The organism is Mycolicibacterium chitae (genome assembly GCF_900637205.1).
GTDB classification, from domain to species: Bacteria; Actinomycetota; Actinomycetes; order Mycobacteriales; family Mycobacteriaceae; genus Mycobacterium; species Mycobacterium chitae.
Genome location: NZ_LR134355.1, coordinates 3,780,555 through 3,806,997, shown reverse-complemented (window position 1 = coordinate 3,806,997; position 26,443 = coordinate 3,780,555). Strand labels below are relative to the sequence as shown.

Sequence of the window (26,443 nt, the reverse complement as noted above, 5' to 3'; positions counted from 1 at the left end):
CGGGCTACCGGTCCGGAGCGCCGGTCAGCACGCAGTAGGTGTGGCTGTAGATGGTCGGCATGCACAGGTTGCAGTGGTTGCACACCGACTTCACGGTGTGTGCGTCGCCGTCGGCCTCGATGCGGTTCAACAGATCGGGTTCGGCCAGCAGCGCGCGGCCCATCGCGACGAAATCGAATCCGGCGGCCATCGCGCGGTCCATAGTCTCGCGGTTGGTGATGCCGCCCAGCAGGATCAGCGGCAGCTTCAACTCGGCGCGGAACTGGCTGGCCTCGCGCAGCAGGTAGGCCTCGCGGTAGGGGTACTCGCGCAGGAACTTCTTGCCGGTCATCCGCATGCCCCAGCTGAGCGGCGGCTTGAACACCGCGGAGAACTCCTTGACCGGCGCGTCGCCGCGGAACAGGTACATCGGGTTGACCAGCGAGCTGCCCGCGGTCAGCTGCAGCGCGTCCAGTCCGCCGTCTTCCTCGAGCCACTTCGCGGTCTGCAGGGACTCCTCCATCGAGATGCCGCCGCGCACGCCGTCGGACATGTTGAGCTTGGCGGTGACCGCGATCTGATCGCCGACCGCCCGGCGCACCGCGCGGACCACGCCGCGGGCGACCTTGGCGCGGTTCTCCAGCGATCCGCCGAATTCGTCGGTGCGACGGTTGATCAGTGGGCTCAGGAACGAACTCGCCAGATAGTTGTGCCCGAGGTGGATCTCGACGGCGTCGAAGCCGGCGTCGATGGCCAGCCGGGCGGCGTTGGCGTGCGCCTCGGTGACCTCGCGGATGTCCTCGAGGGTGGCCTTCTTGGCGAACCGCATCGAAAGCGGATTGAAGAATCGCACCGGCGCGAGCGCGCGGGCCTTGTTGGTCCGGGCGTTGGCCACCGGGCCGGCGTGCCCGATCTGCGCGCTGATGGCCGCGCCCTCGGCGTGCACCGCGTCGGTGAGCCGCCGCAGGCCGGGCAGGGCCTCCGGACGCATCCAGATCTGCCAGCCGTCGGTGCGGCCGCCGGGTTCGACCGCGCAGTAGGCCACCGTCGTCATGCCGACCCCACCGGCGGCCGGGCGGCGGTGGAAGTTGATCAGATCGTCGGTGACCAGGGCATCCGGCGACGCCGCTTCGAAGGTCGCGGCCTTGATGATGCGGTTGCGCAGGGTCAGCGGGCCCAGGCGGGCCGGACTGAACACATCTGGGCTGGTGTTCACATCAGGAACTCAACACCGCGGCGTTCGGGTCTGTCAAAAGGCACCGATGCAACAATGTCGGACGTGGGTGCGACAGTTCTGGACGGTAAGGCCACGCGCGACGAGATCTTCGTCGATCTCGAGGAGCGGGTGGCGAAGTTGACGCAGGCCGGGATCACCCCGGGCCTGGGCACCATCCTCGTCGGCGAGGACCCGGGGTCGCAGGCCTACGTGCGCGGCAAGCACTCCGACTGCGCCAAGGTGGGCATCACCTCGCTGCGTCGCGACCTGCCCGCCGACATCACCCAGGCCCAGCTCGACGACACCATCGACGAGCTCAACGCCAACCCCGAATGCACCGGCTACATCGTGCAGTTGCCGCTACCCAAGCACCTGGACGAGAACGCCGCGCTGGAACGCATCGATCCGGACAAGGACGCCGACGGTCTGCACCCGACCAACCTCGGCCGGCTGGTGCTCGGCAAGGAGGCGCCGCTGCCGTGCACCCCGCGCGGGATCGTGCACCTGCTGCGCCGCTACGACGTCGAGATCGCCGGCGCGCACGTGGTGGTGATCGGCCGCGGCGTCACCGTGGGCCGGCCGCTGGGGCTGCTGCTGACCCGACGTTCGGAGAACGCGACGGTGACGTTGTGCCACACCGGAACTCGTGACCTCGCCGCGCTGACCAAGCAGGCCGACATCATCGTGGCCGCGGTGGGGGTGCCGCACATGGTGACCGCGGAGATGGTCCGTCCCGGCGCGGCGGTGGTCGACGTCGGCGTCAGTCGGGTCGACGGCAAGCTCACCGGCGATGTCCATCCCGACGTCTGGGACCTCGCCGGGCACGTCTCGCCCAACCCGGGCGGGGTAGGCCCGCTGACCCGCGCGTTCCTGCTGACCAACGTCGTCGAACGCGCCGAGTCGCGGCAGTGACGGTGCGCTCGGCGCTGCGTGCCCAGTGGCCGATCCTGGCCGTGTTCGCGACCTTCGCCGTCGCCTTCGTCCTGGTGGCCGCCGGCTTCTGGCGCCGCGGTGCGCTGCTCATCGGCATCGGGGTCGGCATCGCCGCGGCGCTGCGGTTGCTGCTCACCGACGAGCGTGCCGGGTTGCTCGGGGTGCGCACGAAGGGGATCGACTTCGTCACAACCGCATCGGTGGCCACAGTGGTCATGTACGCGGCCTGGACCATCGATCCGCTGGGCACCTCTTAGTCCATTCACAGAGAATTCCCGTCCCGCGCCCGACGGGTGCGTCACTAAGATGCCCCCATGGGGGCACTATTGGAGAATTCGGCGAGCGCATCGGGGGATGGCTCGCCTGCGACACTGCCGCGACTGCTGCGGGATCTGCACGCCGAGAGGCAATCCATCCATCGTCAGCAGGACGTCCTGCGACACTGGCTCGACGGCCACGATCCGAGTAAACCGCTACGGATTTCGCTGCGCGCCAACGGTTTCGGGATGTTGCTCAACGAGCTCGACGCAAAGCAGGGGCGGCACAACTAGTTTCGATCAACCCGCCAGCGTCGCGCGGATGCACACCGTCACGTACGGCAGTGCGACGCCGGTGGAGTTCGCCAGGGCCGGGTGGGTGGCCAGCAGCTCGCGTACCCGGGCCAGGGTCTGGGTGCGCACCTCGGCCGGCGAGGTGATGCAGTAGCTGCGCGAGGCCACCAGGTCCACCACCGCCTGCGGGGTCAGGTAGTTGGTCCACTCCACCTGATGGCGCTGCACGTCGGTGAACGGTTCGGGCAGCGGCACCGACTGGCTGAACGGGTCGTGCTCGGGGCCGATGATCGCGCCGAGGTCCTTGACCCAGCCGAGGCGCTCGTCGCGGGTGTTCCACACCAGCCCCAACCGGCCGCCGGGGCGCAAGACCCGGGCCACCTCGGGGATGGCGCGCGCCGGGTCCACCCAGTGCCACGCCTGAGCCACCAGCACCGCGTCGACGCTGTTGTCCGGCAACGGGATCTCCTCGGCGGTACCGAGCAGGGCCGGGGTGTCGGGCAGCGCGCTGCGCAGCACGTCGAGCATCTCCGTGATGGGGTCGACGGCGACCACGTTCAGGCCGCGCTCCACCAGCCGAGTCGTCAGCTTGCCGGTGCCCGCGCCGAGGTCCAGGACATCGCGGGCCCCCGGCGGCAACAGCCAATCGATGGCCTCCGGCGGGTACGACGGGCGCCCCCGTTCGTACGCCGCCGCCTGCGAACCGAACGACAGGGACCGCGGGGCGGTCACCGGGCGGCCAATTGCAGCGTGCGCCGGATCAGTTCGCCGATCGGCTCGGTCTCGATCAGGAAACCGTCGTGCCCGGTGGGGGCGTCGACCACGTCGAGGCCCTCGCAGCCCGGCAGCAGATCGGCGATCTCCTGCTGCAGGCGCAGCGGGTAGAGCCGGTCGGAGGTGATACCGCCGACCACCACGGGCAGCGGACAGGACCGCAGCGCGGCGGCCACCCCGCCCCGGCCGCGGCCCACGTCGTGGCTGGACAGCGAATCCGACAGCGCCACATAGGTGCCCGCGTCGAACCGGGCGACCAGCTTGCCGCCCTGATGCTCGAGATAGCTCTGCACGGCGTAGCGGCCCCCGGCCAGCGGATCCTCGTCACCCTGGGCGGCGTTGCCGAACCGGTCGTCGAGTTCTTCCTCGCCGCGGTAGGTCAGGTGCGCGAAGCGCCGCGCGACCTCCAGTCCGGCTTCCGGGGAGCGGCCGGTGTCGTAGTAGTCGCCGCCCTGCCAGTTCGGGTCCGCCTTGATGGCCGCGATCTGGTTGGACTGGGTGCCGATCTGATCGGCGGTGGCCCGCGCCCCGACCGCGAGCACCAGGCCGGTGCGCACCGTGTCCGGGTGCCCGACAAGCCATTCCAGCGCCCGCGCGCCGCCCATCGAGCCGCCCATCACCGCGGCGACCTCGGTGATGCCGAGGGCGGCCAGCGCGGCGAGGTCGGCATTCACCTGATCGCGAATCGAGATCACCGGAAATCGTGAGCCCCAGGGCTTTCCGTCGCGATGCAGGGAGCTCGGTCCGGTCGAGCCGCGGCAGCCGCCCAGCACGTTGGTGGCGACCGCGCACCAGTGATCGGTGTCGATCGGCGCGCCTGGGCCGGCGATGCCATCCCACCAGCCGGGGGTCGGGTGACCCGGTCCGGCCGGGCCGGTGATGTGGGAGTCGCCGGTGAGCGCGTGCAGCACCATGACGACGTTGTCGCGGGCGGGGGAGAGCTCACCCCAGCGCTGCACCGCGATGCTGACGTCGTCGAGCACCTGACCGCTCTCGAGGGTGAGCGCACCGATGTTGACGATCGCGGTCTCACCCTCGGCGGGCAGGGCCGTCGTCGCGCGCACGCGTTCTTCGGAAATCGTCATGTCAGGCTCACTCAAGACGCCGCCACGGCGGCGAAACCGCGTTCGAGGTCGGCCAGGATGTCGTCGATGCCCTCGATGCCGACCGCCAACCGCACCAGGCCCGGGGTTACCCCGCTGCTCAGCTGCTCCTCGGCGGACAGCTGCTGATGCGTGGTGGAGGCCGGGTGGATCACCAGCGAGCGCACGTCACCGATGTTGGCGACGTGGCTGTGCAGTGTCAGCGCGTCGACGAAGGCCTTGCCCGCCGGGACGCCGCCGGCCAGCTCGAAGGCCAGCACCGCGCCGGTTCCCTTGGGCGCCAGCTTCTTTCCGATCTCGTGCCACGGTGAGCTGGGCAGGCCCGCGTAGTTGACGCTGGTGACCTCCGGGCGGGCGGCCAGGAATTCGGCGACCCGCTGGGCGTTGGCGACGTGCCGCTCCATCCGCAGGCTCAGGGTCTCGAGGCCCTGAGCGACCAGGAACGCGTTGAACGGCGAGGCGGCCGAACCGAGGTCGCGCAGCAACTGCACCCGGGCCTTCAGCGCGAAGGCCGGCGCGCCGAGGTCGGCGTACACCACGCCGTGGTAGCTGGGGTCGGGGTTGGTGAAGCCGGGATGGCGGCCCTGGGTCCAGTCGAAGGTGCCGCCGTCGACGATCACCCCGGCGATCGCGGTGCCGTGGCCGCCGAGGTACTTGGTGGCGGAGTGCACGACGATGTCGGCGCCGTGGGCCAGCGGCTGGATCAGGTAGGGCGTGGCGATGGTGTTGTCGACGATCAGCGGCAGGCCGTTGTCGTGGGCCACCCCGGACACCCCGGGGATGTCGAGGACATCGATCTGCGGGTTGGAGATGGACTCGGCGAAGAAGGCCTTGGTGTTGGGGCGGACCGCGGCGCGCCAGGATTCCAGATCGTCGGCGTTCTCGACGAAGGTGACCTCGACGCCGAGCTTGGGCAGCGAATGCTGCAGCAGGTTGTAGGTGCCGCCGTAGAGCCGCGGCGAGGACACGATGTGGTCGCCCGCGCCGGCGATGTTGAGGATTGACAGGGTCGACGCGGCCTGCCCGGAGGACAGGAACAGCGCCGCGACGCCGCCCTCGAGGGCGGCGATGCGCTGCTCGACGACGTCGGTGGTGGGATTCATGATCCGGGTGTAGATGTTGCCCGGCTCGGCCAGGCTGAACAGCGCCGCGGCGTGATCGGTGCTGTCGAACGTGTACGAGGTGGTGGCGTAGATCGGCAGAGCCCGCGCGTTGGTGGCGGCGTCGGGTTGCTGGCCGGCGTGGACCTGTTTGGTCTCGAACGCCCAGGTGGCCTGGGGGTCGTCGGCGGTGGTGCTCATGTGATGGTTCCTTCGGTAGCTGGTATCAGGTGCTCGTCCGACAAAGTCGGTTCAACAGCAGTGACACATCTCGGGCCGCATCAGGTTTCCCTGTCTACTCTGGGGCCCGGCTGCCGGACCCGCGCTTGCCGTGTAACCCACTGGAGGTTCCAGTGGCTACTCAACCTGGTCATCACCCGGGGCACCCCACCGCGGTTGGAGGGTTGCCGGCCAGCAAGCCGGGGCTTGACGCTGGCGCTCATGACCGATCTGCAGAATATCCCAAGGCGTCGATGACGTGCCACCGGGCCGGTCCCGGGTGCGTCGCTCGCATCGAGGCAGCAGCCACGCCGGGGGCCACTCGCACTTTTGCTGCGTGAGGTCTGACTCGCCCCTGAGTCTCAGCCCGGGATCTCGGACCGGTGCGGCGGCACGTGTTCGTCGAGGAAGTCGATCAGCAGTTCGGCGACCAGGTCGGGGGCCTCCAGCATCGGGATGTGTCCGAGGCCGTCGAGCCGCACCACCCGGGAGGTGTCCGGCAGCTGCTCGAGGAAGTGGCGGTTGCCACGCGGCGTGGGGAAGACCCGGTCCTTTTCGCAGAGCACCAGCTGGACCGGGGCCTGCACGTCGGCCAACTCCAGCAGGCCCGGCAGCGTCAGGGTCTTGACCAGCAGCGCGAAGTAGGCCCGGCAGTGCGTGGCGTCCTCGACGAGGTTCACCAGGTCGGCCTGGGTGGGACCGTCGGCCGGGCCGCTGACCGGCAGCGTGGCGATGCGTCGCGCGAACGGCAGACCGAGAATGCGGGGTCCCAGCAGGCGCGCGGCCAGCAGCACGGGCCCGCCGCCGAGGAACTTCGCGACGGTCTCGAACTTCACCGGCGACCATTGGCTCCACCCGCCGGCCGGGGCGATCCCGGTCAAGGTGCGGGCGCGGCCGCGTCGCTCCAGTTCGAACGCCACCCAGCCGCCCAGGGAGTTGCCGACGATGTGGGCGGTGTCCCAGCCGAGTTCGTCGAGTTGACGCTCGACGTGATCGGCCAGCAGTTCGCTGTTCAGGAACCAGGTCCCGGCCTCGGGTCCGCCGTGGTGGCCGGCCATGGTCGGGGCGAACACCTCGAAGCGGCCGGTGTCGGCGAGTTTCGGGCCGACCGTCGACCAGACCTGCTGTGAGCACAGGAACGGATGGAGCAGCAGGACCGGTTCTCCGGAGCCCAGATGGATGGGGTCGCGACGGAACGTCATGGCCCGACCCTAACAATTATCCGGTACCAGCGGTACCGGCTGTTGGGGGCCGGGCGTCGTCGGCCCGGTTGGTTAGGGTGGGGCCTCGTGATCGTCACGACCGTCAACGTCAACGGCATCCGCGCCGCCGTCAAGGAGCGCTCCACCGACAATCTGGGGTTGCTGGCCTGGCTCAAAGAGACCCGCGCCGACGTGATCTGCCTGCAGGAGACCCGCGCCGACGAGGACCAGGTGGCCCAGGCGTTGGCGCCGGCCACCGCCGACGGTTGGCAGTTGGCCATCGCCTGCCCCGGCGACGGTGCCCCGAAGGGCCGCAACGGGGTGGCCGTGCTGTCCCGGACCCCCGTCGACGAGATCCGGATCGGCTGCGGCGCGGACGAATTCGCGCATCACGCCCGCTACGTCGAGGTCGCCACCGGCGGGTTGACGGTGGCCAGCGTGTACGTGCCCACCGGGGAGGCCGAGACCGACCGGCAGCGGGAGAAGGAACGCTTCATGGCGGCGCTGGGCGCCCGGATGGCCGACCTGCTGGACGAGGCGCGGCGCACCGGCCGTCAAGCCGTCGTGTGCGGGGACTGGAACATCGCCCACACCGAGAACGACATCAAGAACTGGAAGGGCAACCTGAAGAAGTCGGGTTTCCTGCCCGAGGAACGGCAGTGGGTCACCGACCTGTTGGCGACCGGCTGGGTGGACGTCGTGCGCGGACTGCACCCCGACGTGCCCGGCCCGTACAGCTGGTGGTCCTGGCGCGGCAAGGCCTTCGACAACGACGCCGGCTGGCGCATCGACTACCACCTGGCGACCCCGGAACTGGCCGCGCGGGCGGTGACCGCGGGCACCGAGCGACCCGGCGACTACGCGCTGCGCTGGTCCGACCACGCGCCGGTCACCGTCGAGTTCGCGGATGAAAAGATGGCCGCATCATGAGCGACAGCGCAGCGCGCCAGGTGGTCTTCTCCGGCGCCCAACCCACCTCCGATTCCCTGCACCTCGGCAACGCGCTGGGCGCGGTGAAGCAGTGGGTGGAACTGCAGGACGGCTACGACGCCTACTTCTGCGTGGTGGATCTGCACGCCATCACCGTGGCCCAGGACCCCGAGGTGCTGCGCCGGCGCACCCTGGTGACCGCGGCCCAGTACCTGGCGTTGGGTATCGACCCGGCCCGCAGCACCGTGTTCGTGCAGAGCCACGTCCCGGCGCACGCCGAGTTGGCCTGGGTACTGGGATGTTTCACCGGTTTCGGGCAGGCGTCGCGGATGACGCAGTTCAAGGACAAGTCGCAGAAGCAGGGCGCCGACGCCACCACCGTCGGCCTGTTCACCTACCCGGTGCTGATGGCCGCCGACGTGTTGGCCTACGACACCGACCTGGTGCCCGTCGGCGAGGACCAACGGCAGCACCTGGAGCTGGCGCGCGACGTGGCCGGCCGGGTCAACGCGCGCTTCCCCGACACCTTCGTCGTGCCCGAGGCGATGATCCCGAAGGCCACCGCCAAGATCTACGACCTGCAGGACCCGACGGCCAAGATGAGCAAGTCGGCGGCCTCGGACGCGGGCCTGATCTCGCTGCTCGACGATCCGGCCAAGACCGCCAAGAAGATTCGGTCGGCGGTCACCGACAGCGATCGGGAGATCCGCTTCGATCCCGACGGCAAGCCGGGGGTCTCGAACCTGCTGACCATCCAGTCGGCGGTCACCGGGACCGGCATCGACGCGCTGGTGGGTGGCTACGAGGGCCGCGGCTACGGCGATCTGAAGAAGGACACCGCCGAGGCCGTCGTCGAATTCGTCACCCCGATCAAGACCCGTGTCGACGAGTTGCTCGCCGATCCGGCCGAGCTCGAAGCGGTGCTGGCCGCCGGCGCGCAGCGTGCGCGGGACGTGTCTGCAAACACGCTGCAGCGGGTATACGAGCGGCTGGGGTTCTTACCGCAACTGTCCAGGTGATAGGAAAGAGGGCATGACCGAGCCGGCAGAACCGGACGCCAAGCCCGGACTCCTGGACCGCATCCGGGCTCGGATGCCGTGGTTCGACCACGTGATACGGGCCCAGCAGCGGTACAACGACAGCAAAGGCGACTTCTACGCCGCGGGCATCACCTACTTCACCATCTTCGCGCTGTTCCCGTTGCTCATGATCGGCTTCGCCGCGGGCGGCTTCGTGCTGGCCAGCCGGCCGGATCTGCTGGAGCAGATCGAGGCCGCCATTCGCCAGACCATCAGCGGCGACCTGGGCAACCAACTCATCGAGCTGATGGATTCCGCGATCGCCTCGCGCGGGGCGGTCGGCGTGATCGGGTTGGCCACCGCGGCCTGGGCGGGGCTGGGCTGGATGGCCAACCTGCGCGAGGCGCTGTCGCAGATGTGGGGCCTGTACCGGGACAAGCCGCTGGGATTCGTGCGGACCAAACTCTCGGACCTGGCGGCGCTGCTGTCGGCGTTCGTGGCGATCGTCATCACGGTCGCGCTGAGCACGCTGGGCACCGCGTCGGTGATGAAGAGTGTGCTGGCGCGGGTGGGGATCGAGGACGCCCCCGTGCTCGGTCCGGTGCTGGGGATCGCCTCGACCTTGTTGGCGCTGCTGGTGTCCTGGGGTTTGTTCACCTGGGTGATCGCCCGGTTGCCGCGGGAATCGGCGAGCTTCCGCAGCAGCGTGCGGGCCGGCCTGATCGCCGCCGTCGGCTTCGAGGTGTTCAAGCAGGTGGCGTCGATCTATCTGAAGTCGGTGGTCACCGGCCCGGCGGGGGCCACCTTCGGCCCGGTGCTGGGCCTGATGGTGTTCGCCTACATCACCTCCCGGCTGGTGCTGTTCGCCACCGCCTGGGCCGCGACGTCCAAGGACAACATGGGCGAGGACCTGATCATGCCGCCCGCCCCGGCGGTGATCCAGAGCCGGGTGATCACCCGCCGTGGCCTCGGCACCGAGCAGGCTGCGGTGGCCGCGGCGGTGGGCGCCTTTGGTGCACTTGGCCTTTCGCGGCTATTGCGACGCAAGACCGATCGCTGACATGGCACTGACGACATCCTGGTCGACGGCCCTGGGGCTGGACGTTCCCGTGGTCAACGCGCCGATGGGCGGGGCGGCCGGCGGCCGGCTGGCCGCGGCGGTGTCGCGCGCGGGCGGGCTGGGCATGATCGGGATGGGCAGCTCGGCCACCGCCGAGCAGTTGCGCACCGAGTTGGCGCAGCTCGGCGAGCTGGACCGGCCCTTCGGGATCGGATTGGTGCACTGGGTCATGGCGGGGGAGCCCGAGCTGCTCGACGTTGCGCTGGCGGCCCGGCCGGCGTTGCTGTCGGTGAGCTTCGGGGCGGACTGGGGCTGGGTCCGCACCGCACACGCGGCCGGCGTCCCGGTGGCGACCCAGGTGGCCACCCCGAAGGACGCGCGCGCCGCGGTGGACGCCGGTGTGGACGTAATCGTCGCGCGCGGCGCCGAGGGCGGTGGTCACGGGCGGCCCGCGGTCGCCACGCTGCCGCTGCTCGCCGAGGTCCTCGACCTGGTCGACGGCCCGGTGCTGGCGGCCGGCGGCATCTCCTCAGCCCGCGCCGTGGCCGCGGTGCTGGCGGCCGGTGCGGCCGCGGCCTGGGTGGGCACCGCCTTCGCGACCTGCGTCGAGGCGCTGACGCCGGCACCGGCGCGCGCCGAACTGCTGGCCGCCGAGGGCGCCGGCACCGAGCTGACCAGCGCCTACGACCTGGCGGCCGGATATCGTTGGCCGCCGGACATTCCCGAGCGCGTGCTGCGGGGCTCACCCGTCAACGCCGGGCAGGGGGTCGGAGCGGTGCGCGCCGCGGCGCCCGCGGCCGAGGTGCTGCGCGCGCTGAGCGACGGGGCCGAGGCGCTGCTGCGCCGCTGGTGACGGTCAGCGGGACAGCCGACAGGCCAGCGCGATTAGGGTGCGTGGACATGATCCGGCACAGCGCGCTCGGTGCCGTCGCCGCCGTCGTGAGCGCGCCCGCGGCGGCGGCGCTGCTGGCCGCGCTGTACCGGTTCCCGGTGCCGTTCCGCGGCTACGCCAGCGGGATCGCGGAGGCGCCGACGGCCGCGCTGGCGGCGCTGTTCTACCTGGCGCTCGGTGGGGCGGTGGTGGTCGGCGGGTTGGGCGCGCTCGCCGGTGCGCTGCTGGCGCGTCGCCGAGCCGGCCGGGCGACGGTGCCGATCCTGGTCGCGGCGTTCGCGATCGCCGTCGTCGGGGCCGCCGCGCTGGCTGTGCTCGAATTCTTCGTCGGGACGTGGTGAAGTCGGGACGTGGTGAATCAGTACTGCGGCCGACGGTTCATCGAACGGGCACCCATGATCAGTCCGAACACCACCAGGCTGCCGACCACGGCCACGCCGACGCGCACCGGGACGGTGTCGGCGTCGGGCAACACGCCGGACGCGTGCGAGGCGACCGCGGCATCGGCGGCGCGCTCGGGTGTCGTCAGCGACGGGTCGGGATCGACCAGCTTGCCCACCTGCGTGCCCTGCGGGGTGGCGAAGCCGTAGTCGAGGAGGCGCGCGGCCTGTTCCCACGGCGCGATCGGCACGCGCGTCCCGCGCATCAGCACCGCGACCAGGCGTCGGCCGTCGCGTTCGGCGGCGCCTACGAAGGTCTGTCCCGCATCGTCGGTATAGCCGGTCTTGCCGCCGAGCGCGCCCGGATAGTGCTCGAGCAGCTTGTTGTCGTTGTAGATCTCGTACGGCGGATTGCCGTCGCGGCCGGGGAAGTCGTAGGTCTTGGTGGCCACGATGTTCGCGAAAGTCGGGTTGTCCCAGGCGTATCGGTAGAACAGCGCCATGTCGTAGACCGAGGTGCTCATGCCGGGGCCGTCCAGGCCCGACGGGGTGGCCGCGCGGGTGTCGCGGCCGCCGAGCTTGCTGGCCAACGTGTTCAGCTTGCCGAGCGCGGTGTCCATGCCGCCGAGTTGGGTCGCGAGCGCGTAGGCCGCGTCGTTGCCGGAGTGCATGAGCAGGCCGTGCAGCAGATCGGTGACCGTGTAGAGCCCGCCGGGGGCCACGCCGACGCGGGTGCCTTCCTGGTTGGCGTCCTCCTGGGTGCCGGGAATCCGCTTGTTGACGTTGAGTTCGTTGATCGCGGCCATGGCGGTGAGCACCTTGACGATCGAGGCGGGCCGATGCCGGCCGTGCGGGTCCTGGGCCGCGATGACATCGCCGGTGTCGAGATCCGCGACCAACCAGGCCTCGGCCGAGATGTCACCGGGCACCGGCGGGGTGCCGGGCGCGGTCACCAGGCCGCAGCTGCCCAGGGCGTCGCCGCCGACGGGTTTGGCCGGTACCGGCAGCGGGGCCGGCGCGGGTTCGCCGGGTTTGGGCACCTCGGAGGCGTCCACCGCGGGCGGGGTGTTCACCTTGTACGGGCAGGCGTCCGGTTCGGCGACCGCGACCGCCGGTGCGGCGCCCAGGAGTAAGGCGGTAGCCAGAGCGGTACCCCGCAGCAAGGCACCCAGGCTGGTGGTTCGTGATCTGGCCATGGTGGGTGCAGATTAGGCCCGCGACGGCCCCGATTCGCGGAGGCGCGCTGTGACTGGTGTGGTTTCTGTTGCAGGTGTTACTGGCTCCCGGCGCGTGTCCGGGGCCGGTCCGAGGCGCTTCCGTGGTCTCGCCGGCGGCGAATTCCGGCGCCGGATCCGCCATATCTGAGAAATCGGCGCCGACAATTCCGGCGACGGTTCGCGATGGCGGTCGGACACAAATTCATTGCCGCTCTCGTCGCATTTTGTTAGGCTGCGGGCATCCTTCGACGCCGGTGCGCGGAGCACGCGCGACGCAACGACGTTTCCATTTCGCCGAGGATTTGTGGGTGACTGGGTTCAAAGGTCGGACGACGGTCGAGTGCCGCACCCGCGGTGCTGCCCGCGGGGGTCGGCATGGGTGACCACGTGGGCCTCAGCGAGAGTGAAAAGCGCTCGTGGGATGCCTTTTTGGAATCAGCGGCACTGGTCTACGACCGGATCAACTCGGCCCTGATCGAGGCGCACGACGTGACCTTCTTCGAAACGCAGGTTCTTTATATCCTGAACGGCATTCCCGATAGGGCCACGCGCATGGGAGTGCTATCGCAACAATTGTCGCTGTCGCCCAGTCGGATTACGCAATTGGTGCGCGGTCTCGAGTCCCGCGGATTTGTTATCCGGGTCCGGGGCGAGGCGGACAAAAGGGTCGTAATGGCGCAACTCACCCGGGCCGGCGGACTGTGTCTGCAAATGGCGTTGCGGACCTATTCGCGCGAGGTGCACAAATGGTATTTGGCGCCACTGTCGCGGCAGCAGATGACGGCACTCGGAGCCATCGGCAGGCAGGTTGTCGAGCGGCTCGGGTACCAGTGATTCGCTGACTCGGGTCGCGGCACCGCGCAGACAACGCCCGACCATGCGGGTCGGCGGGATCCGCGGTCGGCGGGCGTTGGCTGCACGGGTGCGTTTCGCAGGCGGACCTCCTCCAGGCGATCTTGGACGGGGGTAAAGCTACCGCCGAGTTTCCTTCCCGGGGCGCAAATTGGACAGCAAGCCCCGCAATGTCCAAAGTTGGCAACGTGGCGTGCGGGCCTGGTGTCGACTGCTGAGCAGATCAACGGCGGATACCGGCCCTGCATGGCAAAGAAGTGTCGGTGAGCGCAAATTTCAAAGCGCAACTAGTTGGGGGCCGCCGGGTGTGGGCGGGGGGCGGTACCGGCTAGTGCGATTGTCCAAGATCCCACCTGAAGGAAGCCGCCCCCCCCGCGAGTGACAGTAGCGGCTGCGCACCCCTCGCCGCGACCCCTGATGACAACATCTCAGTCACGACTTATCTGCCATGCGGGGGCGGCTTCCGCGGCCCGGTCGATGAACGCGTTGCAGTTCTCGACCGGCCGCGGGCATCCACTCGGCGGGGCATGGTCGTCGTGCGGGCGCCTATATCGCGGTCAACTGGGCGGACGGGTGTGGCCGAAGGCTGCGATGCCCGTCGGCGGTGTGCGCCGCCGGCGGTGGAACACGTTGCAGTTCGGGGCCGTCCAAGTACTTTCGGCTTGAAATAATGACGCGCTCGTCAACCCTTTGCTGCGCGGCGCCGAGCGCTGCGGTTTCCTGCGGATCGGTGGTGAACCGTGGTTGCCCGAGGTCGGCCGGGTGCGGTGCGGTTGGCCGAGATGGACCGAAACGGCGTCGGCCTCAGGTTCCTCTCAGGTAGCTTGACGCTCGTCCAAGATCCCACCTTTTTGAGGGGAAGCTCAACCATGCAAGTATCGGTTCGTTCCTATCTCACCGCCGGCGTCGCATTGGTCGGCGCCGGTACCATCGCGATAAGTCCAATCAGGCCAGCTGATTTCGCGGACGGCAGTATCCAGACCCTGAGCGGCGATGCGCACCTCTCGGCGCTGGTCAATCCAATTGAGCAGTGGGGCACCATCTTCGAGACGACGTTCGAGAACGCCGCCGGGATCGGTGCCAGGGTGGCCGCGGATCCGGTCCCGATCCTCGGCAACATCGCCGGCAACCAGCTCATCACCGCGCAGGTCCTCGCGGATGTCGCCACCACGTTCGGATCCGGATTCATCGAGGGCGCGGGACAGGTCCCGGCAAATGTCGCGGCGGCCGTCGACAAGATCGCGGCCGGCGAGATCGAGCAGGGCGTCGGCGATCTGGCGTCGGCCTTCTTGGCGCCGATCGTCGGGGCCGCGTTTCCGCTGTTGCTCGGCCCCGGATTCACCAATCTGCAGGCGGTGCTGCGCAATCCGCTCGCCAACGCCACCAACGTGGTGGAGGCGGTCGTCTCCATAGAAACGCTGGTCGGAGTTGGTCTTCCGCTGCTCTTCGAGGTCATCGCCCCGGTGCTACAGGTCGGCGTGACCGCGCAGGCCGTCTACGACGGCATCGAGGCCGGCGACTTCGAAGCGGTGGCCAATGCCCTCATCAGCTTCCCGGGGGACATGGCGAACACCATCCTGAACGGCAGCGACAACGCGTTCATCGGCAACGGCGGACTCCTCGGCGAGAACGGGCTGGTCAACAGCCTCTTGTCGGTGCGGGAGATCATCGCCGACGCGATCAAGCCGCCGGATGTCGCGCCCGCGATGGCGCTGCGCGCCCCCGAGGCCCTCGAGACCGAGGCCACCGAAGCCGAAGCCGAATCCGAGGTTGCCGCGGAACTCGTTGCCTCGGTGCCGGAGTCGGACGATCCGGGTCAGGCCCCGGCGGCGGTGACGGTGGCAACGCAGAAGGCGGCCGACACCGTCGTCCTGGATGTCGAGGTCGAAGCCACCGAGGCCGACGAACCGGCAACGGTCGCCGCCGAGGTTCCCACCGAAGACCTGGCGGTGGAGGTCGATGTCGAGGCCGGGACCGAAACGGTCGACGCCGCAGAGGACGGGCAGGCGCAGACCGCCACCGAGGCCAAGGTGGAGCGCAAGTCCGCCTTGACCGAGATTCGGGAGCGGCGCGCCGAAGCGCGGGCCGAGCGTCAGGCGCAGCGCGCCGAGGCCAGGGCCGAACGCCAGGCCAAGCGTGCCGAGCGCAAGGCCGAACGGGAGGCCAAGCGCGCCGAGCGCAGGGCCGAGCGTGCGGCGGCGAAGTCCGACAGCAGCGACTCGGAGTAACTGCTCCGAGTAGCAGCGCAGTGGCGGTGGGCCCCAGCGACTTTGCTGGGGTCCACCGTTACAGGCGGCGGCCGGCCTCGGTCAGCACGCCGTGCAGGATCTCGTAGATGGCGTCGAACTCGGCCTGCCCGCAGATCAGCGGCGGCGCGAGTTGCACCACTGGGTCGCCGCGGTCATCGGCGCGGCAGTACAGCCCGGCATCCCACAGCGCCGGGGTCAGGTACCCGCGCAGCAACCGCTCGGATTCCTCGTCGTCGAACGATTCCCGGGTGGTCTTGTCCTTCACCAGTTCGATGCCATAGAAGAAGCCCTCGCCGCGCACGTCGCCGACGATCGGCAAGTCGAGGAGCTTCTCCAACGTCGACCGGAAGGCCGGTGCCGTCTGTCGGACGTGGTCGTTGAGGCCCTCGCGTTCGAAGATGTCCAGATTGGCCAGCGCCACCGCCGAGGACACCGGATGTCCACCGAAGGTGTAGCCGTGCGGGAACACCGTCTGACCGTCGTTGAACGGCTCGAAGAGCTTGTCGCTGGCGATCATTGCGCCGATCGGGGAGTAGCCCGAGGTCAATCCCTTGGCGCAGGTGATCATGTCCGGCACGTAGTTGAAGTCGTCGCAGGCGAACATCGATCCGATCCGGCCGTAGGCGCAGATCACCTCGTCGGAGACCAGCAGCACGTCGTACTCGTCGCAGATCTCCCGGACCCGCTCGAAGTATCCGGGCGGCGGCGGGAAGCAGCCCCCGGCGTTCTGGACCGGCTCGAGGAACACGGCCGCCACCGTGTCCGGGCCCTCGAACTCGATGGCCTCGGCGATACGGTCGGCGCAATACTCGCCGAACGCCTTGATGTCGGTCCGGTACTGCTCCGGGGCGCGGTAGAAGTTGGTGTTGGGCACCCGGAAGCCGCCCGGGGTCAGCGGCTCGAAGGGCGCCTTGAAGGCCGGCAGCCCGGTGATGGCCAGCGCGCCCTGCGGTGTGCCGTGATAGGCGATCGCCCGCGAAACCACCTTGTGCTTACCGGGTTTGCCGGTGAGCTTGAAGTACTGCTTGGCCAGCTTCCACGCCGATTCGACGGCCTCGCCGCCGCCGGTGGTGAAGAACACCCGGTTCAGGTCCCCGGGCGCGTAGGTGGCCAATCGGTCGGCCAGTTCGATCGCCGGTGGCGTGGCGTAGCTCCAGAGCGGGAAGAAGGCCAGCGTCTCGGCCTGCTTGGCGGCGGCCTCGGCGAGTTCGGCGCGTCCGTGGCCCACCTGGACGACGAACAGCCCCGAAAGCCCGTCGATGTAACGCTTTCCGCTGTCATCCCAGATGTGCACGCCCTCGCCGCGGGTGATGATCGGCGGGGTGATCCCGGCGCCGTGCCGGGCGAAGTGGCCCCACAGGTGGCGGTCGGCCTTGGCGGACAGCTCGCCGGCCTGGGTTGACGTCATCGAGTGCCCCAATTGTATTGCTGTTTCACGAGTTTCAGGTAGACCAAGGTTTCGGTCCCGATGACTCCCGGCACCGCCCGGATCTTGGTGTTCAGCAGTTCGAGCAATCCGTCGTCGTCCTCGCAGACCACCTCGGCGATGGCGTCGAACGAACCCGCGGTGAGCACCACGTAGTCGACCTCATCGATGACCGCCAGTTCCTCGGCGACCTTGCGGGTGTCGCCGGTGCAGCGGATGCCGATCATGGCCTGCCGCGCGAAGCCCAGTTGCATCGGGTCGGTGACGGCCACGATCTGCATGACGCCCGCATCGGTGAGCCGTTGCACGCGCTGCCGGACGGCCGCCTCGGACAGGCCGACGGCCTTGCCGATCCCGGCATAGGAGCGACGGCCGTCCTCCTGCAACTTCTCGATGATGGCCTTGGAGAGGTCGTCGAGCTGCATCGCGGGCCCCGGGCCGGCGATGCGCGCGGATCCCGGCTGCGGAGGCGACGTATCGGACATCTGCTGATTGTGCACGGAATCAGTTGTCCGGGGCAACCAATTCGGTCAATATCCGAAGTTGGCGGTGCCGCGTCCAAATGAATACGTAGCGCTAGCTGTGGAAGGCGGCGCCCCCGTCGACTACGGTGGCGGCATGACTGCGACCGCCTCCGACAAGACCTCCACCGTGGCCGGCAGCTGGATCAACGGCGCGGTGGCCCAGACCACCGGGCCGACGCACCAACTGGTCAACCCGGCCACCGGCGGTGTCGTCGCCGAACTGGCGCTGGCCACGCCGGCCGACGTGGACACCGCCGTCGGCGCGGCCCGCGCCGCGTTGCGCGGGTGGGCCACGGCGGCCCCCGTCGAGCGCTCGGCCGTACTGGCCAAACTCGCCGAATTGATGGAGGCCAACGCCGAGGTCTTCATCGCCGAGGAGGTCAGCCAGACCGGCAAGCCGGTGCGGTTGGCCACCGAATTCGACCTGCCGGGCAGCATCGACAATGTCGCCTTCTTCGCCGGAGCGGCAAGGCGTTTGGAGGGCAAGGCCTCGGCCGAGTACTCCGCGGATCACACGTCGAGCATCCGGCGCGAGGCGGTCGGTGTGGTCGCCACCATCACGCCGTGGAACTACCCGCTGCAGATGGCGGTGTGGAAGGTGATTCCCGCACTGGCGGCCGGTTGCACGGTGGTCATCAAGCCCGCCGAGATCACCCCGCTGACGACCCTGACCCTGGCGCGCCTGGCCAAGGAGGCGGGCCTGCCCGACGGTGCGCTGAACGTGATCACCGGGGCCGGCGCCGATGTGGGCGCGGCCCTGGCCGGCCATCCCGACGTCGACGTCGTCACGTTCACCGGCTCGACGGCGGTCGGTCGCCGGGTGATGGCGGCCGCGGCGGTGCACGGCCATCGCACGCAACTCGAACTCGGCGGCAAGGCGCCGTTCGTCGTCTTCTCCGATGCCGACCTCGACGCCGCGGTGCAGGGCGCGGTGGCCGGCTCGTTGATCAACACCGGCCAGGACTGCACGGCCGCCACCCGCGCGATCGTCGCCCGCGAGCTCTACGACGACTTCGTGGCCGGGGTGGCCGAGGTGATGGGCAAGGTGGTCATCGGTGATCCGCACGACCCCGACACCGACCTGGGCCCGCTGATTTCGGCCGCGCACCGCGACAAGGTCGCCGGCATGGTGTCGCGGGCCCCGGATCAGGGTGGTCGCGTCGTCACCGGCGGCCGCGCCCCCGAGGGGCCGGGCGCGTTCTACGCGCCGACGCTGATCGCCGACGTCGCCGAGACCTCCGAGGTCTACCGCGAGGAGATCTTCGGACCTGTGCTGACGGTGCGGGCGTTCACCGACGATGACGACGCGCTGCGGCAGGCCAACGACACCCAGTACGGGTTGGCGGCCTCGGCCTGGACGCGCGATGTCTACCGCGCGCAGCGCGCCTCGCGCGAGATCAATGCCGGTTGCGTGTGGATCAACGACCACATCCCGATCATCAGCGAGATGCCGCACGGCGGCGTCGGGGCCTCCGGGTTCGGCAAGGACATGAGTGACTACTCCTTCGAGGAGTACCTGACCATCAAGCACGTGATGAGCGACATCACCGGCGTGGTCGAGAAGGACTGGCACCGCACGATTTTCACCAAGCGCTGACGGCGGCCGCGCGGGGAATCTCAGTCGCGCGGGATGACGATCACCGGGGCGTCGGTCCCGGCCAGGATGCGCGCGGCCGTGGAGCCCAGGAAGATCCGCCGCGGCGCGGCGAAGCGGCTCGAGCCCACCACCAACACGTCGGCCTGACTCCAGGTCAGCTTCTTCAGGGCCGATTCCAGCGTCATGCCCTCGGCCACCAGGGATTCGATATCGGGGGCGGTGGGCAGCGCGCGGGCCGCCACATCCAGGTTCTCCTCGGCAGCGGTGATCTGCAACGCGCGCAACTCGGCGATGTTCTCGGCCTCGGCGAGGTTCTCCGCCGAGACCAGCGAGACCATCCGGATTGGCAGGCCGGCGACCCCGGCCAGCTTGATCGCGAACGGCAACGGGTTGTCGTCGCCAGGTTTGGTGGGCACCGCCGCGGTGACCGCGGCCAGCGACGGCGGGGGATCCTCGGCGTAGCCGCGCGGGGCCAGGGCGACCGGGATGGTCGAACTGTGCAGCAGCGCACTGGAAACCGGGCCGATGACGTGTCCGCCGAAGAAGCCGTCGCGGGCGCCGCCGACGACGATGAGATCCGAGTTGTGCTCCTCGGCGAAACTCAGCAGCGACTCGGCGAAGGATTCGCCGACGAGCACGTTGGGGGTGGCGGCGATCCCGGCGGCCTCGAAGGCGGCCACCGCGCCGGCGATCCAGCGGTTCCCGCGCTCGAGTAGCAGCTCCTGGTACTGGGCGCGGCCCGGGCTGCCGTCGGGCAGTTCGTGGCGGATCACCAGCACCACGTCCACCTCGGCGCCGAACGTCCGTGCCAGCGCCACGGCCAGCGCAACGCCGTCGTCGCCGGTCGGGGTGGCCAGGTAACCAACGGTCAAATGCATTGCACGCCTCCGCGCTCTCAGTAGATGTCGGGCACCTTCACCGTGGTCTCGGGCGTCAGCGTCTCGCCGCGGAAGAACCGCTTGGTGCCGAAGGCGAAGCACAGCAGCATCAGCGGGATGCCGAGCACCAGCATCCCGACGCCGAACACGAACACGCCGCCGATGGACCCGAAAGCGGTGTAGCCGTAGTCGGGGTCGATCATGTCGTACGCGCTCTGGAAGAACGCCCACACCATCGCGAGCCCGCCGAGGAACGGGAGGATGCCGCGCATGAACAGGTTTCGCGTCGAGGCCAACAGCGTGCGTCGGAAGTACCAGACGCAGGCGAACGCGGTGATCATGTAGTAGAACGCCACCGCCAGACCCAGCGAGGCGATCGAGTCGGCCAACGCGTTCTGGCTGATGAAGCTCAGCAGGAAGAAGAAGCCGAGCGCGGAGATGCCCATCACGATGGTGCCGAACGTCGGTGTCATGTAGCGCGGGTGGACGAAGGCGAAACGCTTCGGGATGGCCTCGTAGACCGCCATGGACAGGGTGCCGCGCGCCGTCGGCAAGATGGTGGTCTGCGTCGAGGACAGCGCCGAGACCGACACCGTCAACAGCAGCAGCGCCGCGGCGACCCCGCCGGCCACCGGCCCGCCGAGCACGGTCAGCACGTCGTCGACGTTCTCCTCGTTGTTCAACCCGATCCCGGTGTCGCCGAACCCGGCGAACGACTGGATCGCGTAGGCCACCAGCACATAGGTGGCCACCAGGATCAGCGTCGTGATGATCGCCGCGCGGCCCGGGGTGTTCTCCGAGTCCTTGGTCTCCTCGCCGACGGCCAGGCAGGCGTCCCAGCCCCAGTAGATGAAGATGCAGAGGATCACCGCCGCCGCAATGGAACTGGCGTCCAGTCCCGAGGGCCACAGCCAACTCCACGACGGCAGCACCGCCTGTTCGCCGGCGGTGCCGGCGAACACCCGCACCAGGGCGATCACGCTGACGCCGATCAGGATCACGAACTGGATCACCATCAGGACGCTCTGGATCCGCTCCGACAGCACGATGCCGCGCGCGCTGACCACCGTCATCGCGATGATGAAGAACGAGCCGAGCAACACCTTGGCGGTCAGCGACTCGGCCAGCGAATCCAGCCCGACGAACCGGAACAGATAGATCGCCGCGATCTCGGCGACGTTGGCCAGCACGATGATCGCCGAGACGGCCAGACCCCAGCCGCCGATCCAGCCGATCCACGGCCCGAAAGCCTTGGTGCCCCACGTGAACGTGGTCCCGCAGTCCGGGGTGTCGCGCGCCAGTTCGCGGTAGGCGAACGCCACCATCAGCATCGGGATGAAGGCGAGCACGAACATCGACGGCGCCTTCTCACCGACCGCCAACACGATGTAGCCCAGCGTCGCCGCCAGGCTGTAGGCCGGCGCGGTGGCCGCCAGTCCGATGACGATGTTGCCCACCAGGCCCAGCGCGTCGGCTTGCAGGCCTTTGTCCGAGCGGGGACGTGCGGGTGGCTCCGCAATTGCCATGCTCAGGGATAGTACGGTCGCCGAGGGCGCGGCGTCGGTGCAACGACGGAATAGGCTGGACGGGTGACCTCGAGCGCGGGAGCCGTCGAATTCGAGGCGGTGCGGCCCCACCTTCTTGCCGTGGCCTACCGGCTGACCGGCACGGTCGCCGATGCCGAGGACATGGTGCAGGACGCGTGGCTGCGGTGGGCCGGACTGGGGGAGCGGCGCCGCGAGATCGCCGACCTGCGCGCATGGTTGACGACCGTGGTGAGCCGGCTGAGCCTGGACTGGCTGCGGTCGGCCGCGCACCGCCGGGAGAACTACGTCGGCAGTTGGCTGCCCGAGCCCGTCGTGGTGGAGCACGGCGCCGATGACCCGCTGGCCGCCGTCGTCGCCGCCGAGGGTGCGCGGTACGCGGCAATGGTTGTGCTGGAACGTCTTTCGCCAGATCAACGGGTTGCCTTCGTGCTGCACGACGGGTTCGGGATGTCCTTCCCGGAGGTCGCCGAGGTGCTGGGGACCAGCGCGGCCGCCGCGCGTCAGCTGGGTTCGCGGGCCCGGCGCGCGGTGGCGCAGGCACCCGCCCCGCCGTCCGACTCGCAGCATGACGAGGTCGTCGGGCAGCTGATGGCCGCGATCGCGGCCGGCGACCTGGCCGCCGTGGTGGCGCTGCTGCATCCCGAGGTGCGCTTCACCGGGGATGCCAACCGGCGGGCACCGACCGCCGCCCAGGTCATCATCGGGCCCGACAAGGTGGCCCGGTTCCTGCTCGGGCTGGCCCAGCGCTATGGGCCGGGATTCGTCACGTCGCAACGACTGGCGCTGATCAACGGCGAGTTGGGCTCTTTCACTGCCGGCCAGCCCGTCGAATCGGGTTTTGCCGAGATGATGCCGCGGATCGCGGCGATGACGGTCAAGGACGGAAAGGTGTGGGCGGTATGGGATATCGCCAACCCGGACAAGTTCACCGGGTCGCCGCTGGGCGGCCGCTGAGTCAGGCCCAGGGCACTCGGCAAGCGTCTCCGGAACTGAAGCCCTGCTCGGTGATGCCGAGTGCGGAGTACATCCGGGCGCGCATGTTCTCCACCCCGATCTGATAGGTCAGCTCGATCACCCCGTCGTCGCCGAAGCGGCGGCGCAGATCGCTGACCTGTTCGTCGGTGACGGTGTGCGGGTCGGTGGTCATGGCGTCGGCGTAGCCGATGGCGGCGCGTTCGTCGGCGTTGAACAGGGGCGAGGTGGCGTAGTCGTCGATCGACTTCAACCGGTCGACGTCCAGGCCGTCGAGGCGTTGCAACATGGACCCGAAGTCGACGCACCACGAGCAGCCGATGGTGCGGGCGGTCCAGAACACCGCGAGTTCGCGGACGGTGGCCGGCAGCGTCTTGGATCCGCTCTGCAGCAGGGATTCGTGCACGGCGTTGGCGATCAGCAGCCGCCGGTGGTGCGCGGCGACCGCGAACGGTTCGGGCACCTCGCCGAAGCGGCGCCGGGCGTAGCGGTACATCAGCCGGGTCAGCAGGCCCGCCTCGTTCGGCGGCACGGGTGGGATACGTGTTTGTGTCATACCCCTTGGACGAGACTGCCCGCCGAGGTGTGACACGGCGGGCTACCGCAGCGGCGGCGGGGGCGGCGGCGCGCCGACCGGGGGTGCGATCTTCGGATAGCTGCGACCGGTGCTGGCAACGGCTGGCTCACCATCACCGTCGGGTCCAGCCCCCGTCGGCGCCGGGCGTCCCGGCGAGGCGTCCCAACCGGTGTCCACAAGGCGCTTCTGCACCAGGATCGCCAGTCCCAGCAGCACGGCGCTGATCATCAGCATGACCACCACGCCCCAGACCTCGCCAAGTTTGGCAGCGTTGCCCATCAGGATTCCGTACCAAGCGAAGTCGGTGTCGCCGAAGGTGGTGTTCTCCTCGCCCAGGGCGCCGAGCACCCCCACCAGGATTGCCGGCAGGAAGGTGATCAGCAGGCCGTTGACGAAGCCGCCGGCGACCGCGCCGCGTCGACCGCCGGTGGCGTTGCCGTAGACCCCGGCCGCGCCGCCGGTGAAGAAGTGCGGCACCAGGCCGGGCAGCACCAGCACCCAGCCGAACGCCGGGCCCAGCCACGCCGCGAGCACCCCCAGGCCGATCAGGCCGGCGATGAAGCTCGAGATGAAGCCGACGAGCACCGCGTTCTGGGCGTAGGGGAACACGATCGGCGCGTCGAGGGCCGGAACCGCGCCCGGCACCACCCGCTTGGCGATGCCCTGGAACGCCGGCACGAGTTCGCCGAGGATGGTGCGCACGCCGAACAGGATCACCGCGACGGCGACGCCGAAGCCCAGCCCCTCGGTGACGCCCATCATCAGGTAGTTGCCCACGCCGGTGGCGGCCCCGGCGCCGGTGTCGTCGGCGAAGGCCGCAAACGCGGTGTCCTGGCCGACCCTGCTCAGGTAGAGCAGCGAGACCGCGAGGTAGATCAGCACCATCGACAGCGCGGTGGTGACCATCGAATCACGCAGGAAGCGCAGCGATTCCGGCAGCTTGAGGTCCTCGGTGGACTTGCTGTTCTTGCCGCCGACGACGCGTCCGGCGATGCCGGCGGAGATGTAGCCCAGCGTGCCGAAGTGGCCGATGGCGATGCTGTTGTCGCCGGTGATGCGCTTGGTCCAGGGCTGCGAGATCGCCGGCAGCGAGACCAGCACGACGCCGAGCAGGATGCCGCCGACCACGACGACCACCGTGGTGGAGAAGCCGGCGGTGGCCAGCACGATGGTCAACAGCGTGGCCATGAACAGCATGTGGTGGCCGGTGAGGAACACGTAGTGCAGCGGGGTAAACCGGGCCAGCAGCAGGCTGAAACCGAAGCCGAGGATCATCAGCCAGGCGACCTGTGCGCCGAACTGGTTCTGGGCGATCCCGACGATGGCCTCGTTGGTCGGCACCACGCCCTGGCTGCCGGTCGCACCCTGGATCATGACGCCCAGCGGTTCCAGCGACCCGGTCACCAGCACGGCGCCGGCGTTGAGCAATAGGAAGCCCAGGGTGGCCTTGAGTGCCCCGCCGATGACCTGGCCGACGTTCTTGCGCAGCGCGATCAGGCCGACGGCGGTGATGATGCCGATCAGATAGGCGGGGACCGCCAGGATCTCGTTGACCAGGAATTCGGCAATGGTGACCAGCCAGTCCATCAGGTCTCCTAGACGTCGTAGGAGTCGCGCAGTGCCGCGTCGACCTCGGTGGTGGAGCTGAAGTTCTCGATGACCTTGACCGGGATTCCCACGTCGCCCAGGGTTTTGGCGATCTCACCCGAGGTCAGGATCAAGTCGGCGCCGGCGGCCTTTCCCTTGGCCGAGATGGTGTCGGTGGCCTCGACGGCGATGTAGCGGTCCCAGCCCCAGGTCTGCAGCACCTGTTCGAGGGTGCTCTTCAGAAAGAGGCTGGTGCCCAGGCCGTTTCCGCACACCGTCAGGATCAGGTTCGTGCCCTGCTTGGCGGCGGCGGGCGCTGCGGTCGCGGAGCCGCCCAGGACTCCCAGCAACTCGGCCGGGGTGGCCGCGGTGTCCAGCGCGGCGCGCCGGGTCGGGTCGCCGAGCACCTTGGCCAGCTGCGCCATGGCGGTGTTGTGCGCCCCGGCGTCGGTGGCGGCCAGGGCCACCACGAGCGTCACCGGGTCATTTGTCTTGTGGCCGAATTCCACTGGGGCGCTCAAGCGCACCCAGGACATCCCGGTGCTGTGCACGGCCTCCGACGGGCGGGCGTGGGCGAACGCGAAGCCCGGCGCCACCACGATGTAGGGGCCGTTGTCCTCGACGTTGGTGATCATCGACTGCGTGTAGGCGGCCTCGGCGACGCCGTCGCGTTCGAGGAGCCCGCCGGCGGCGCGGATCGCCTCCTGCCAGCTGTCGGCAGCCACGTCGAGGGCGATGCGTTCTTCGGACAGCAGTTCGGACAGGCCGGCCATGCCTGGACCGTAACGTGTTTTCGCCGCGAGCGTCCACGGAGGACCACTTTTCCTGCTAGGAAGTGGTCCTCGGTGGCCGCCCGGCGAAGAACCGCAGGGGTCAGCGCGCGAACATCAGCGCGCGCTTGACCTCCTGGATCGCCTTGGTGACCTCGATGCCGCGCGGGCAGGACTCCGTGCAGTTGAAGGTGGTGCGGCAGCGCCACACCCCGTCGACCTCGTTGAGGATGTCGAGCCGTTCGGCCGCGGCCTCGTCGCGCGAGTCGAAGATGAACCGGTGGGCGTTGACGATCGCCGCCGGTCCGAAGTACGAACCCTCGCTCCAGAACACCGGGCAGCTGGTGGTGCAGCAGGCGCACAGGATGCACTTGGTGGTGTCGTCGTAGCGGGCCCGGTCGGTCTGGCTCTGGATGCGTTCCCGGGTGGGCGGATTGCCGCTGGTGACCAGGAACGGCTTGACCGCGCGGTAGGCGTCGAAGAACGGCTCCATGTCCACCACGAGGTCCTTCTCGACGGGCAGACCGCGGATGGGCTCGATGGTGATGGTCAGCTGCTTGCTGGCCTTCTTCGGCAGCATGTCGCGCATCAGCACCTTGCAGGCCAACCGGTTGACCCCGTTGATCCGCATCGCGTCCGAACCGCACACGCCGTGCGCGCAGGACCGGCGGAAGGTCAGCGTGCCGTCGAGGTAGCTCTTGACGTAGATCAGCAGGTTCAGCAGCCGGTCGGTCGGCAGGCACGGCACCCGGAAGCTCTGGAATCCGGCCGCATCCGGGTTCTCCGGGTTGAACCGCGCGATCTTCAGCGTGACCATGACGGCGCCGTCGGGGATCGGGGGCAGCGGTGGATCCCCGGCTTCGGGCTTGTCGATGACGGGTGCACTCAT

General features: G+C 69.3%; 25 protein-coding genes, 1 pseudogene and 1 riboswitch. Of the genes and pseudogenes, 12 read left to right on the top strand and 14 right to left on the bottom strand.

The features are described 5' to 3' along the window. Positions 1-4 precede the first annotated feature (4 nt). The gene (locus EL338_RS18185; protein ID WP_126335029.1) at positions 5-1,195 is read right to left on the bottom strand and encodes an NADH:flavin oxidoreductase; all 1,191 of its coding nucleotides are present in this window, start codon (positions 1,193-1,195) and stop codon (positions 5-7) included. A gap of 63 nt (positions 1,196-1,258) precedes the next feature. Between EL338_RS18185 and EL338_RS18180 the strand changes: the two genes are divergently transcribed. The 3 genes from EL338_RS18180 to EL338_RS18170 are packed head-to-tail and all read left to right on the top strand — an operon-like array spanning position 1,259 to position 2,679. Further along, on the top strand, positions 1,259-2,107 hold the full coding sequence (locus EL338_RS18180) for a bifunctional methylenetetrahydrofolate dehydrogenase/methenyltetrahydrofolate cyclohydrolase (protein WP_126335028.1): 849 nt from the start codon (positions 1,259-1,261) through the stop codon (positions 2,105-2,107). Further along, complete coding sequence (locus EL338_RS18175) at positions 2,104-2,385, top strand: DUF3017 domain-containing protein (RefSeq protein ID WP_126335027.1); 282 nt, start codon at positions 2,104-2,106, stop codon at positions 2,383-2,385. The genes EL338_RS18180 and EL338_RS18175 overlap by 4 nt, the downstream gene beginning before the upstream one ends. Before the next feature lie 57 nt (positions 2,386-2,442). Further along, on the top strand, positions 2,443-2,679 hold the full coding sequence (locus tag EL338_RS18170; protein WP_126335026.1) for a hypothetical protein: 237 nt from the start codon (positions 2,443-2,445) through the stop codon (positions 2,677-2,679). A 6-nt stretch (positions 2,680-2,685) separates the two neighbouring features. On the opposite strand, the gene EL338_RS18165 is transcribed toward EL338_RS18170, so the two are convergent. The 4 genes from EL338_RS18165 to EL338_RS18150 form a co-directional block, all read right to left on the bottom strand. Continuing rightward, positions 2,686-3,411: a class I SAM-dependent methyltransferase gene (locus EL338_RS18165; protein ID WP_126335025.1), complete on the bottom strand. Its 726-nt coding sequence runs from the start codon at positions 3,409-3,411 to the stop codon at positions 2,686-2,688. Then, a complete protein-coding gene (gene metX, locus EL338_RS18160) occupies positions 3,408-4,538 on the bottom strand; it encodes a homoserine O-acetyltransferase MetX (protein WP_126335024.1) in 1,131 nt (376 codons plus the stop codon). Before metX ends, EL338_RS18165 begins: the two co-directional genes overlap by 4 nt. 11 nt (positions 4,539-4,549) lie before the next feature. Continuing rightward, positions 4,550-5,857, bottom strand: a complete 1,308-nt coding sequence (locus EL338_RS18155; protein ID WP_126335023.1) for a bifunctional o-acetylhomoserine/o-acetylserine sulfhydrylase — start codon at positions 5,855-5,857, stop codon at positions 4,550-4,552. Positions 5,858-5,973: 116 nt separating this feature from the next. Then, positions 5,974-6,103, bottom strand: a riboswitch (SAM riboswitch). 134 nt (positions 6,104-6,237) lie between these two features. Continuing rightward, positions 6,238-7,077 (bottom strand): epoxide hydrolase EphH, encoded by an 840-nt coding sequence (locus EL338_RS18150; protein WP_126335022.1) that lies wholly within the window; start codon positions 7,075-7,077, stop codon positions 6,238-6,240. A gap of 87 nt (positions 7,078-7,164) precedes the next feature. On the opposite strand from EL338_RS18150, the gene EL338_RS18145 reads away from it, so the two are divergent. From EL338_RS18145 to EL338_RS26195, 5 genes are read left to right on the top strand one after another with little or no spacing between them, the layout of a single operon-like run. Further along, entirely contained in the window at positions 7,165-8,007 is an 843-nt protein-coding gene (locus EL338_RS18145; protein ID WP_235666196.1) for an exodeoxyribonuclease III, read from the top strand. Beyond that, entirely contained in the window at positions 8,004-9,026 is a 1,023-nt protein-coding gene (gene trpS, locus EL338_RS18140) for a tryptophan--tRNA ligase (RefSeq protein ID WP_126335021.1), read from the top strand. Before EL338_RS18145 ends, trpS begins: the two co-directional genes overlap by 4 nt. Positions 9,027-9,039: 13 nt before the next feature. Beyond that, positions 9,040-10,086, top strand: coding sequence for an inner membrane protein YhjD (yhjD, locus tag EL338_RS18135; RefSeq protein ID WP_126335020.1), 1,047 nt, complete (start codon positions 9,040-9,042; stop codon positions 10,084-10,086). 1 nt (position 10,087) lies between these two features. Continuing rightward, entirely contained in the window at positions 10,088-10,939 is an 852-nt protein-coding gene (locus EL338_RS18130; RefSeq protein ID WP_126335019.1) for a nitronate monooxygenase, read from the top strand. 47 nt (positions 10,940-10,986) lie between these two features. Next, the gene (locus EL338_RS26195) at positions 10,987-11,319 is read left to right on the top strand and encodes a hypothetical protein (protein ID WP_163792231.1); all 333 of its coding nucleotides are present in this window, start codon (positions 10,987-10,989) and stop codon (positions 11,317-11,319) included. Between the two features lie 17 nt (positions 11,320-11,336). On the opposite strand, the gene EL338_RS18120 is transcribed toward EL338_RS26195, so the two are convergent. Beyond that, the gene (locus EL338_RS18120) at positions 11,337-12,554 is read right to left on the bottom strand and encodes a D-alanyl-D-alanine carboxypeptidase family protein (RefSeq protein WP_126335018.1); all 1,218 of its coding nucleotides are present in this window, start codon (positions 12,552-12,554) and stop codon (positions 11,337-11,339) included. Between the two features lie 408 nt (positions 12,555-12,962). On the opposite strand from EL338_RS18120, the gene EL338_RS18115 reads away from it, so the two are divergent. Then, complete coding sequence (locus EL338_RS18115) at positions 12,963-13,409, top strand: MarR family winged helix-turn-helix transcriptional regulator (protein ID WP_163792229.1); 447 nt, start codon at positions 12,963-12,965, stop codon at positions 13,407-13,409. An 887-nt stretch (positions 13,410-14,296) separates the two neighbouring features. Next, positions 14,297-15,655, top strand: a complete 1,359-nt coding sequence (locus tag EL338_RS18110) for a hypothetical protein (RefSeq protein WP_126335016.1) — start codon at positions 14,297-14,299, stop codon at positions 15,653-15,655. 58 nt (positions 15,656-15,713) lie between these two features. Here EL338_RS18110 and EL338_RS18105 read toward each other — a convergent pair whose 3' ends face one another. Then, the gene (locus EL338_RS18105; protein WP_126335015.1) at positions 15,714-17,084 is read right to left on the bottom strand and encodes an aspartate aminotransferase family protein; all 1,371 of its coding nucleotides are present in this window, start codon (positions 17,082-17,084) and stop codon (positions 15,714-15,716) included. Then, entirely contained in the window at positions 17,081-17,587 is a 507-nt protein-coding gene (locus EL338_RS18100) for an Lrp/AsnC family transcriptional regulator (RefSeq protein WP_126335014.1), read from the bottom strand. Before EL338_RS18100 ends, EL338_RS18105 begins: the two co-directional genes overlap by 4 nt. Positions 17,588-17,720: 133 nt before the next feature. On the opposite strand from EL338_RS18100, the gene EL338_RS18095 reads away from it, so the two are divergent. After that, the gene (locus tag EL338_RS18095) at positions 17,721-19,223 is read left to right on the top strand and encodes a gamma-aminobutyraldehyde dehydrogenase (RefSeq protein WP_126335013.1); all 1,503 of its coding nucleotides are present in this window, start codon (positions 17,721-17,723) and stop codon (positions 19,221-19,223) included. 20 nt (positions 19,224-19,243) lie between these two features. On the opposite strand, the gene EL338_RS18090 is transcribed toward EL338_RS18095, so the two are convergent. Continuing rightward, complete coding sequence (locus EL338_RS18090) at positions 19,244-20,101, bottom strand: universal stress protein (RefSeq protein ID WP_126335012.1); 858 nt, start codon at positions 20,099-20,101, stop codon at positions 19,244-19,246. A 17-nt stretch (positions 20,102-20,118) separates the two neighbouring features. Beyond that, the gene (locus EL338_RS18085) at positions 20,119-21,627 is read right to left on the bottom strand and encodes an APC family permease (RefSeq protein WP_126335011.1); all 1,509 of its coding nucleotides are present in this window, start codon (positions 21,625-21,627) and stop codon (positions 20,119-20,121) included. Positions 21,628-21,690: 63 nt separating this feature from the next. Here EL338_RS18085 and EL338_RS18080 point away from each other — a divergent pair, with 63 nt between their 5' ends. After that, entirely contained in the window at positions 21,691-22,602 is a 912-nt protein-coding gene (locus tag EL338_RS18080) for a sigma-70 family RNA polymerase sigma factor (RefSeq protein ID WP_126335010.1), read from the top strand. Position 22,603: 1 nt separating this feature from the next. Here the strand turns inward: EL338_RS18080 and EL338_RS18075 are convergent. The 4 genes and pseudogenes from EL338_RS18075 to EL338_RS18060 form a co-directional block, all read right to left on the bottom strand. Continuing rightward, positions 22,604-23,209: pseudogene (locus tag EL338_RS18075) on the bottom strand (carboxymuconolactone decarboxylase family protein); the annotation flags it as partial. A gap of 9 nt (positions 23,210-23,218) precedes the next feature. Then, the gene (gene ulaA, locus EL338_RS18070; RefSeq protein WP_126335008.1) at positions 23,219-24,784 is read right to left on the bottom strand and encodes a PTS ascorbate transporter subunit IIC; all 1,566 of its coding nucleotides are present in this window, start codon (positions 24,782-24,784) and stop codon (positions 23,219-23,221) included. Between the two features lie 8 nt (positions 24,785-24,792). Then, positions 24,793-25,557 carry a PTS sugar transporter subunit IIAB gene (locus tag EL338_RS18065; protein ID WP_126335007.1) on the bottom strand — a complete coding sequence of 255 codons (765 nt, stop codon included), beginning with the start codon at positions 25,555-25,557 and terminating at the stop codon, positions 24,793-24,795. A gap of 100 nt (positions 25,558-25,657) precedes the next feature. Next, entirely contained in the window at positions 25,658-26,443 is a 786-nt protein-coding gene (locus EL338_RS18060; protein ID WP_126335006.1) for a succinate dehydrogenase iron-sulfur subunit, read from the bottom strand.

What these genes read in the sequence shown, in the direction of transcription:
- EL338_RS18170 (WP_126335026.1), top strand. Translation starts at nt 2,443, where the DNA reads ATGGGGGCACTATTGGAGAATTCGGCGAGCGCATCGGGGGATGGCTCG.
- metX (WP_126335024.1), bottom strand. Translation starts at nt 4,538, where the DNA reads ATGACGATTTCCGAAGAACGCGTGCGCGCGACGACGGCCCTGCCCGCC.
- EL338_RS18155 (WP_126335023.1), bottom strand. Translation starts at nt 5,857, where the DNA reads ATGAGCACCACCGCCGACGACCCCCAGGCCACCTGGGCGTTCGAGACC.
- EL338_RS18150 (WP_126335022.1), bottom strand. Translation starts at nt 7,077, where the DNA reads ATGACGTTCCGTCGCGACCCCATCCATCTGGGCTCCGGAGAACCGGTC.
- trpS (WP_126335021.1), top strand. Translation starts at nt 8,004, where the DNA reads ATGAGCGACAGCGCAGCGCGCCAGGTGGTCTTCTCCGGCGCCCAACCC.
- yhjD (WP_126335020.1), top strand. Translation starts at nt 9,040, where the DNA reads ATGACCGAGCCGGCAGAACCGGACGCCAAGCCCGGACTCCTGGACCGC.
- EL338_RS18130 (WP_126335019.1), top strand. Translation starts at nt 10,088, where the DNA reads ATGGCACTGACGACATCCTGGTCGACGGCCCTGGGGCTGGACGTTCCC.
- EL338_RS26195 (WP_163792231.1), top strand. Translation starts at nt 10,987, where the DNA reads ATGATCCGGCACAGCGCGCTCGGTGCCGTCGCCGCCGTCGTGAGCGCG.
- EL338_RS18120 (WP_126335018.1), bottom strand. Translation starts at nt 12,554, where the DNA reads ATGGCCAGATCACGAACCACCAGCCTGGGTGCCTTGCTGCGGGGTACC.
- EL338_RS18110 (WP_126335016.1), top strand. Translation starts at nt 14,297, where the DNA reads ATGCAAGTATCGGTTCGTTCCTATCTCACCGCCGGCGTCGCATTGGTC.
- EL338_RS18105 (WP_126335015.1), bottom strand. Translation starts at nt 17,084, where the DNA reads ATGACGTCAACCCAGGCCGGCGAGCTGTCCGCCAAGGCCGACCGCCAC.
- EL338_RS18100 (WP_126335014.1), bottom strand. Translation starts at nt 17,587, where the DNA reads ATGTCCGATACGTCGCCTCCGCAGCCGGGATCCGCGCGCATCGCCGGC.
- EL338_RS18095 (WP_126335013.1), top strand. Translation starts at nt 17,721, where the DNA reads ATGACTGCGACCGCCTCCGACAAGACCTCCACCGTGGCCGGCAGCTGG.
- EL338_RS18090 (WP_126335012.1), bottom strand. Translation starts at nt 20,101, where the DNA reads ATGCATTTGACCGTTGGTTACCTGGCCACCCCGACCGGCGACGACGGC.
- EL338_RS18085 (WP_126335011.1), bottom strand. Translation starts at nt 21,627, where the DNA reads ATGGCAATTGCGGAGCCACCCGCACGTCCCCGCTCGGACAAAGGCCTG.
- ulaA (WP_126335008.1), bottom strand. Translation starts at nt 24,784, where the DNA reads ATGGACTGGCTGGTCACCATTGCCGAATTCCTGGTCAACGAGATCCTG.
- EL338_RS18065 (WP_126335007.1), bottom strand. Translation starts at nt 25,557, where the DNA reads ATGGCCGGCCTGTCCGAACTGCTGTCCGAAGAACGCATCGCCCTCGAC.
- EL338_RS18060 (WP_126335006.1), bottom strand. Translation starts at nt 26,443, where the DNA reads ATGAGTGCACCCGTCATCGACAAGCCCGAAGCCGGGGATCCACCGCTG.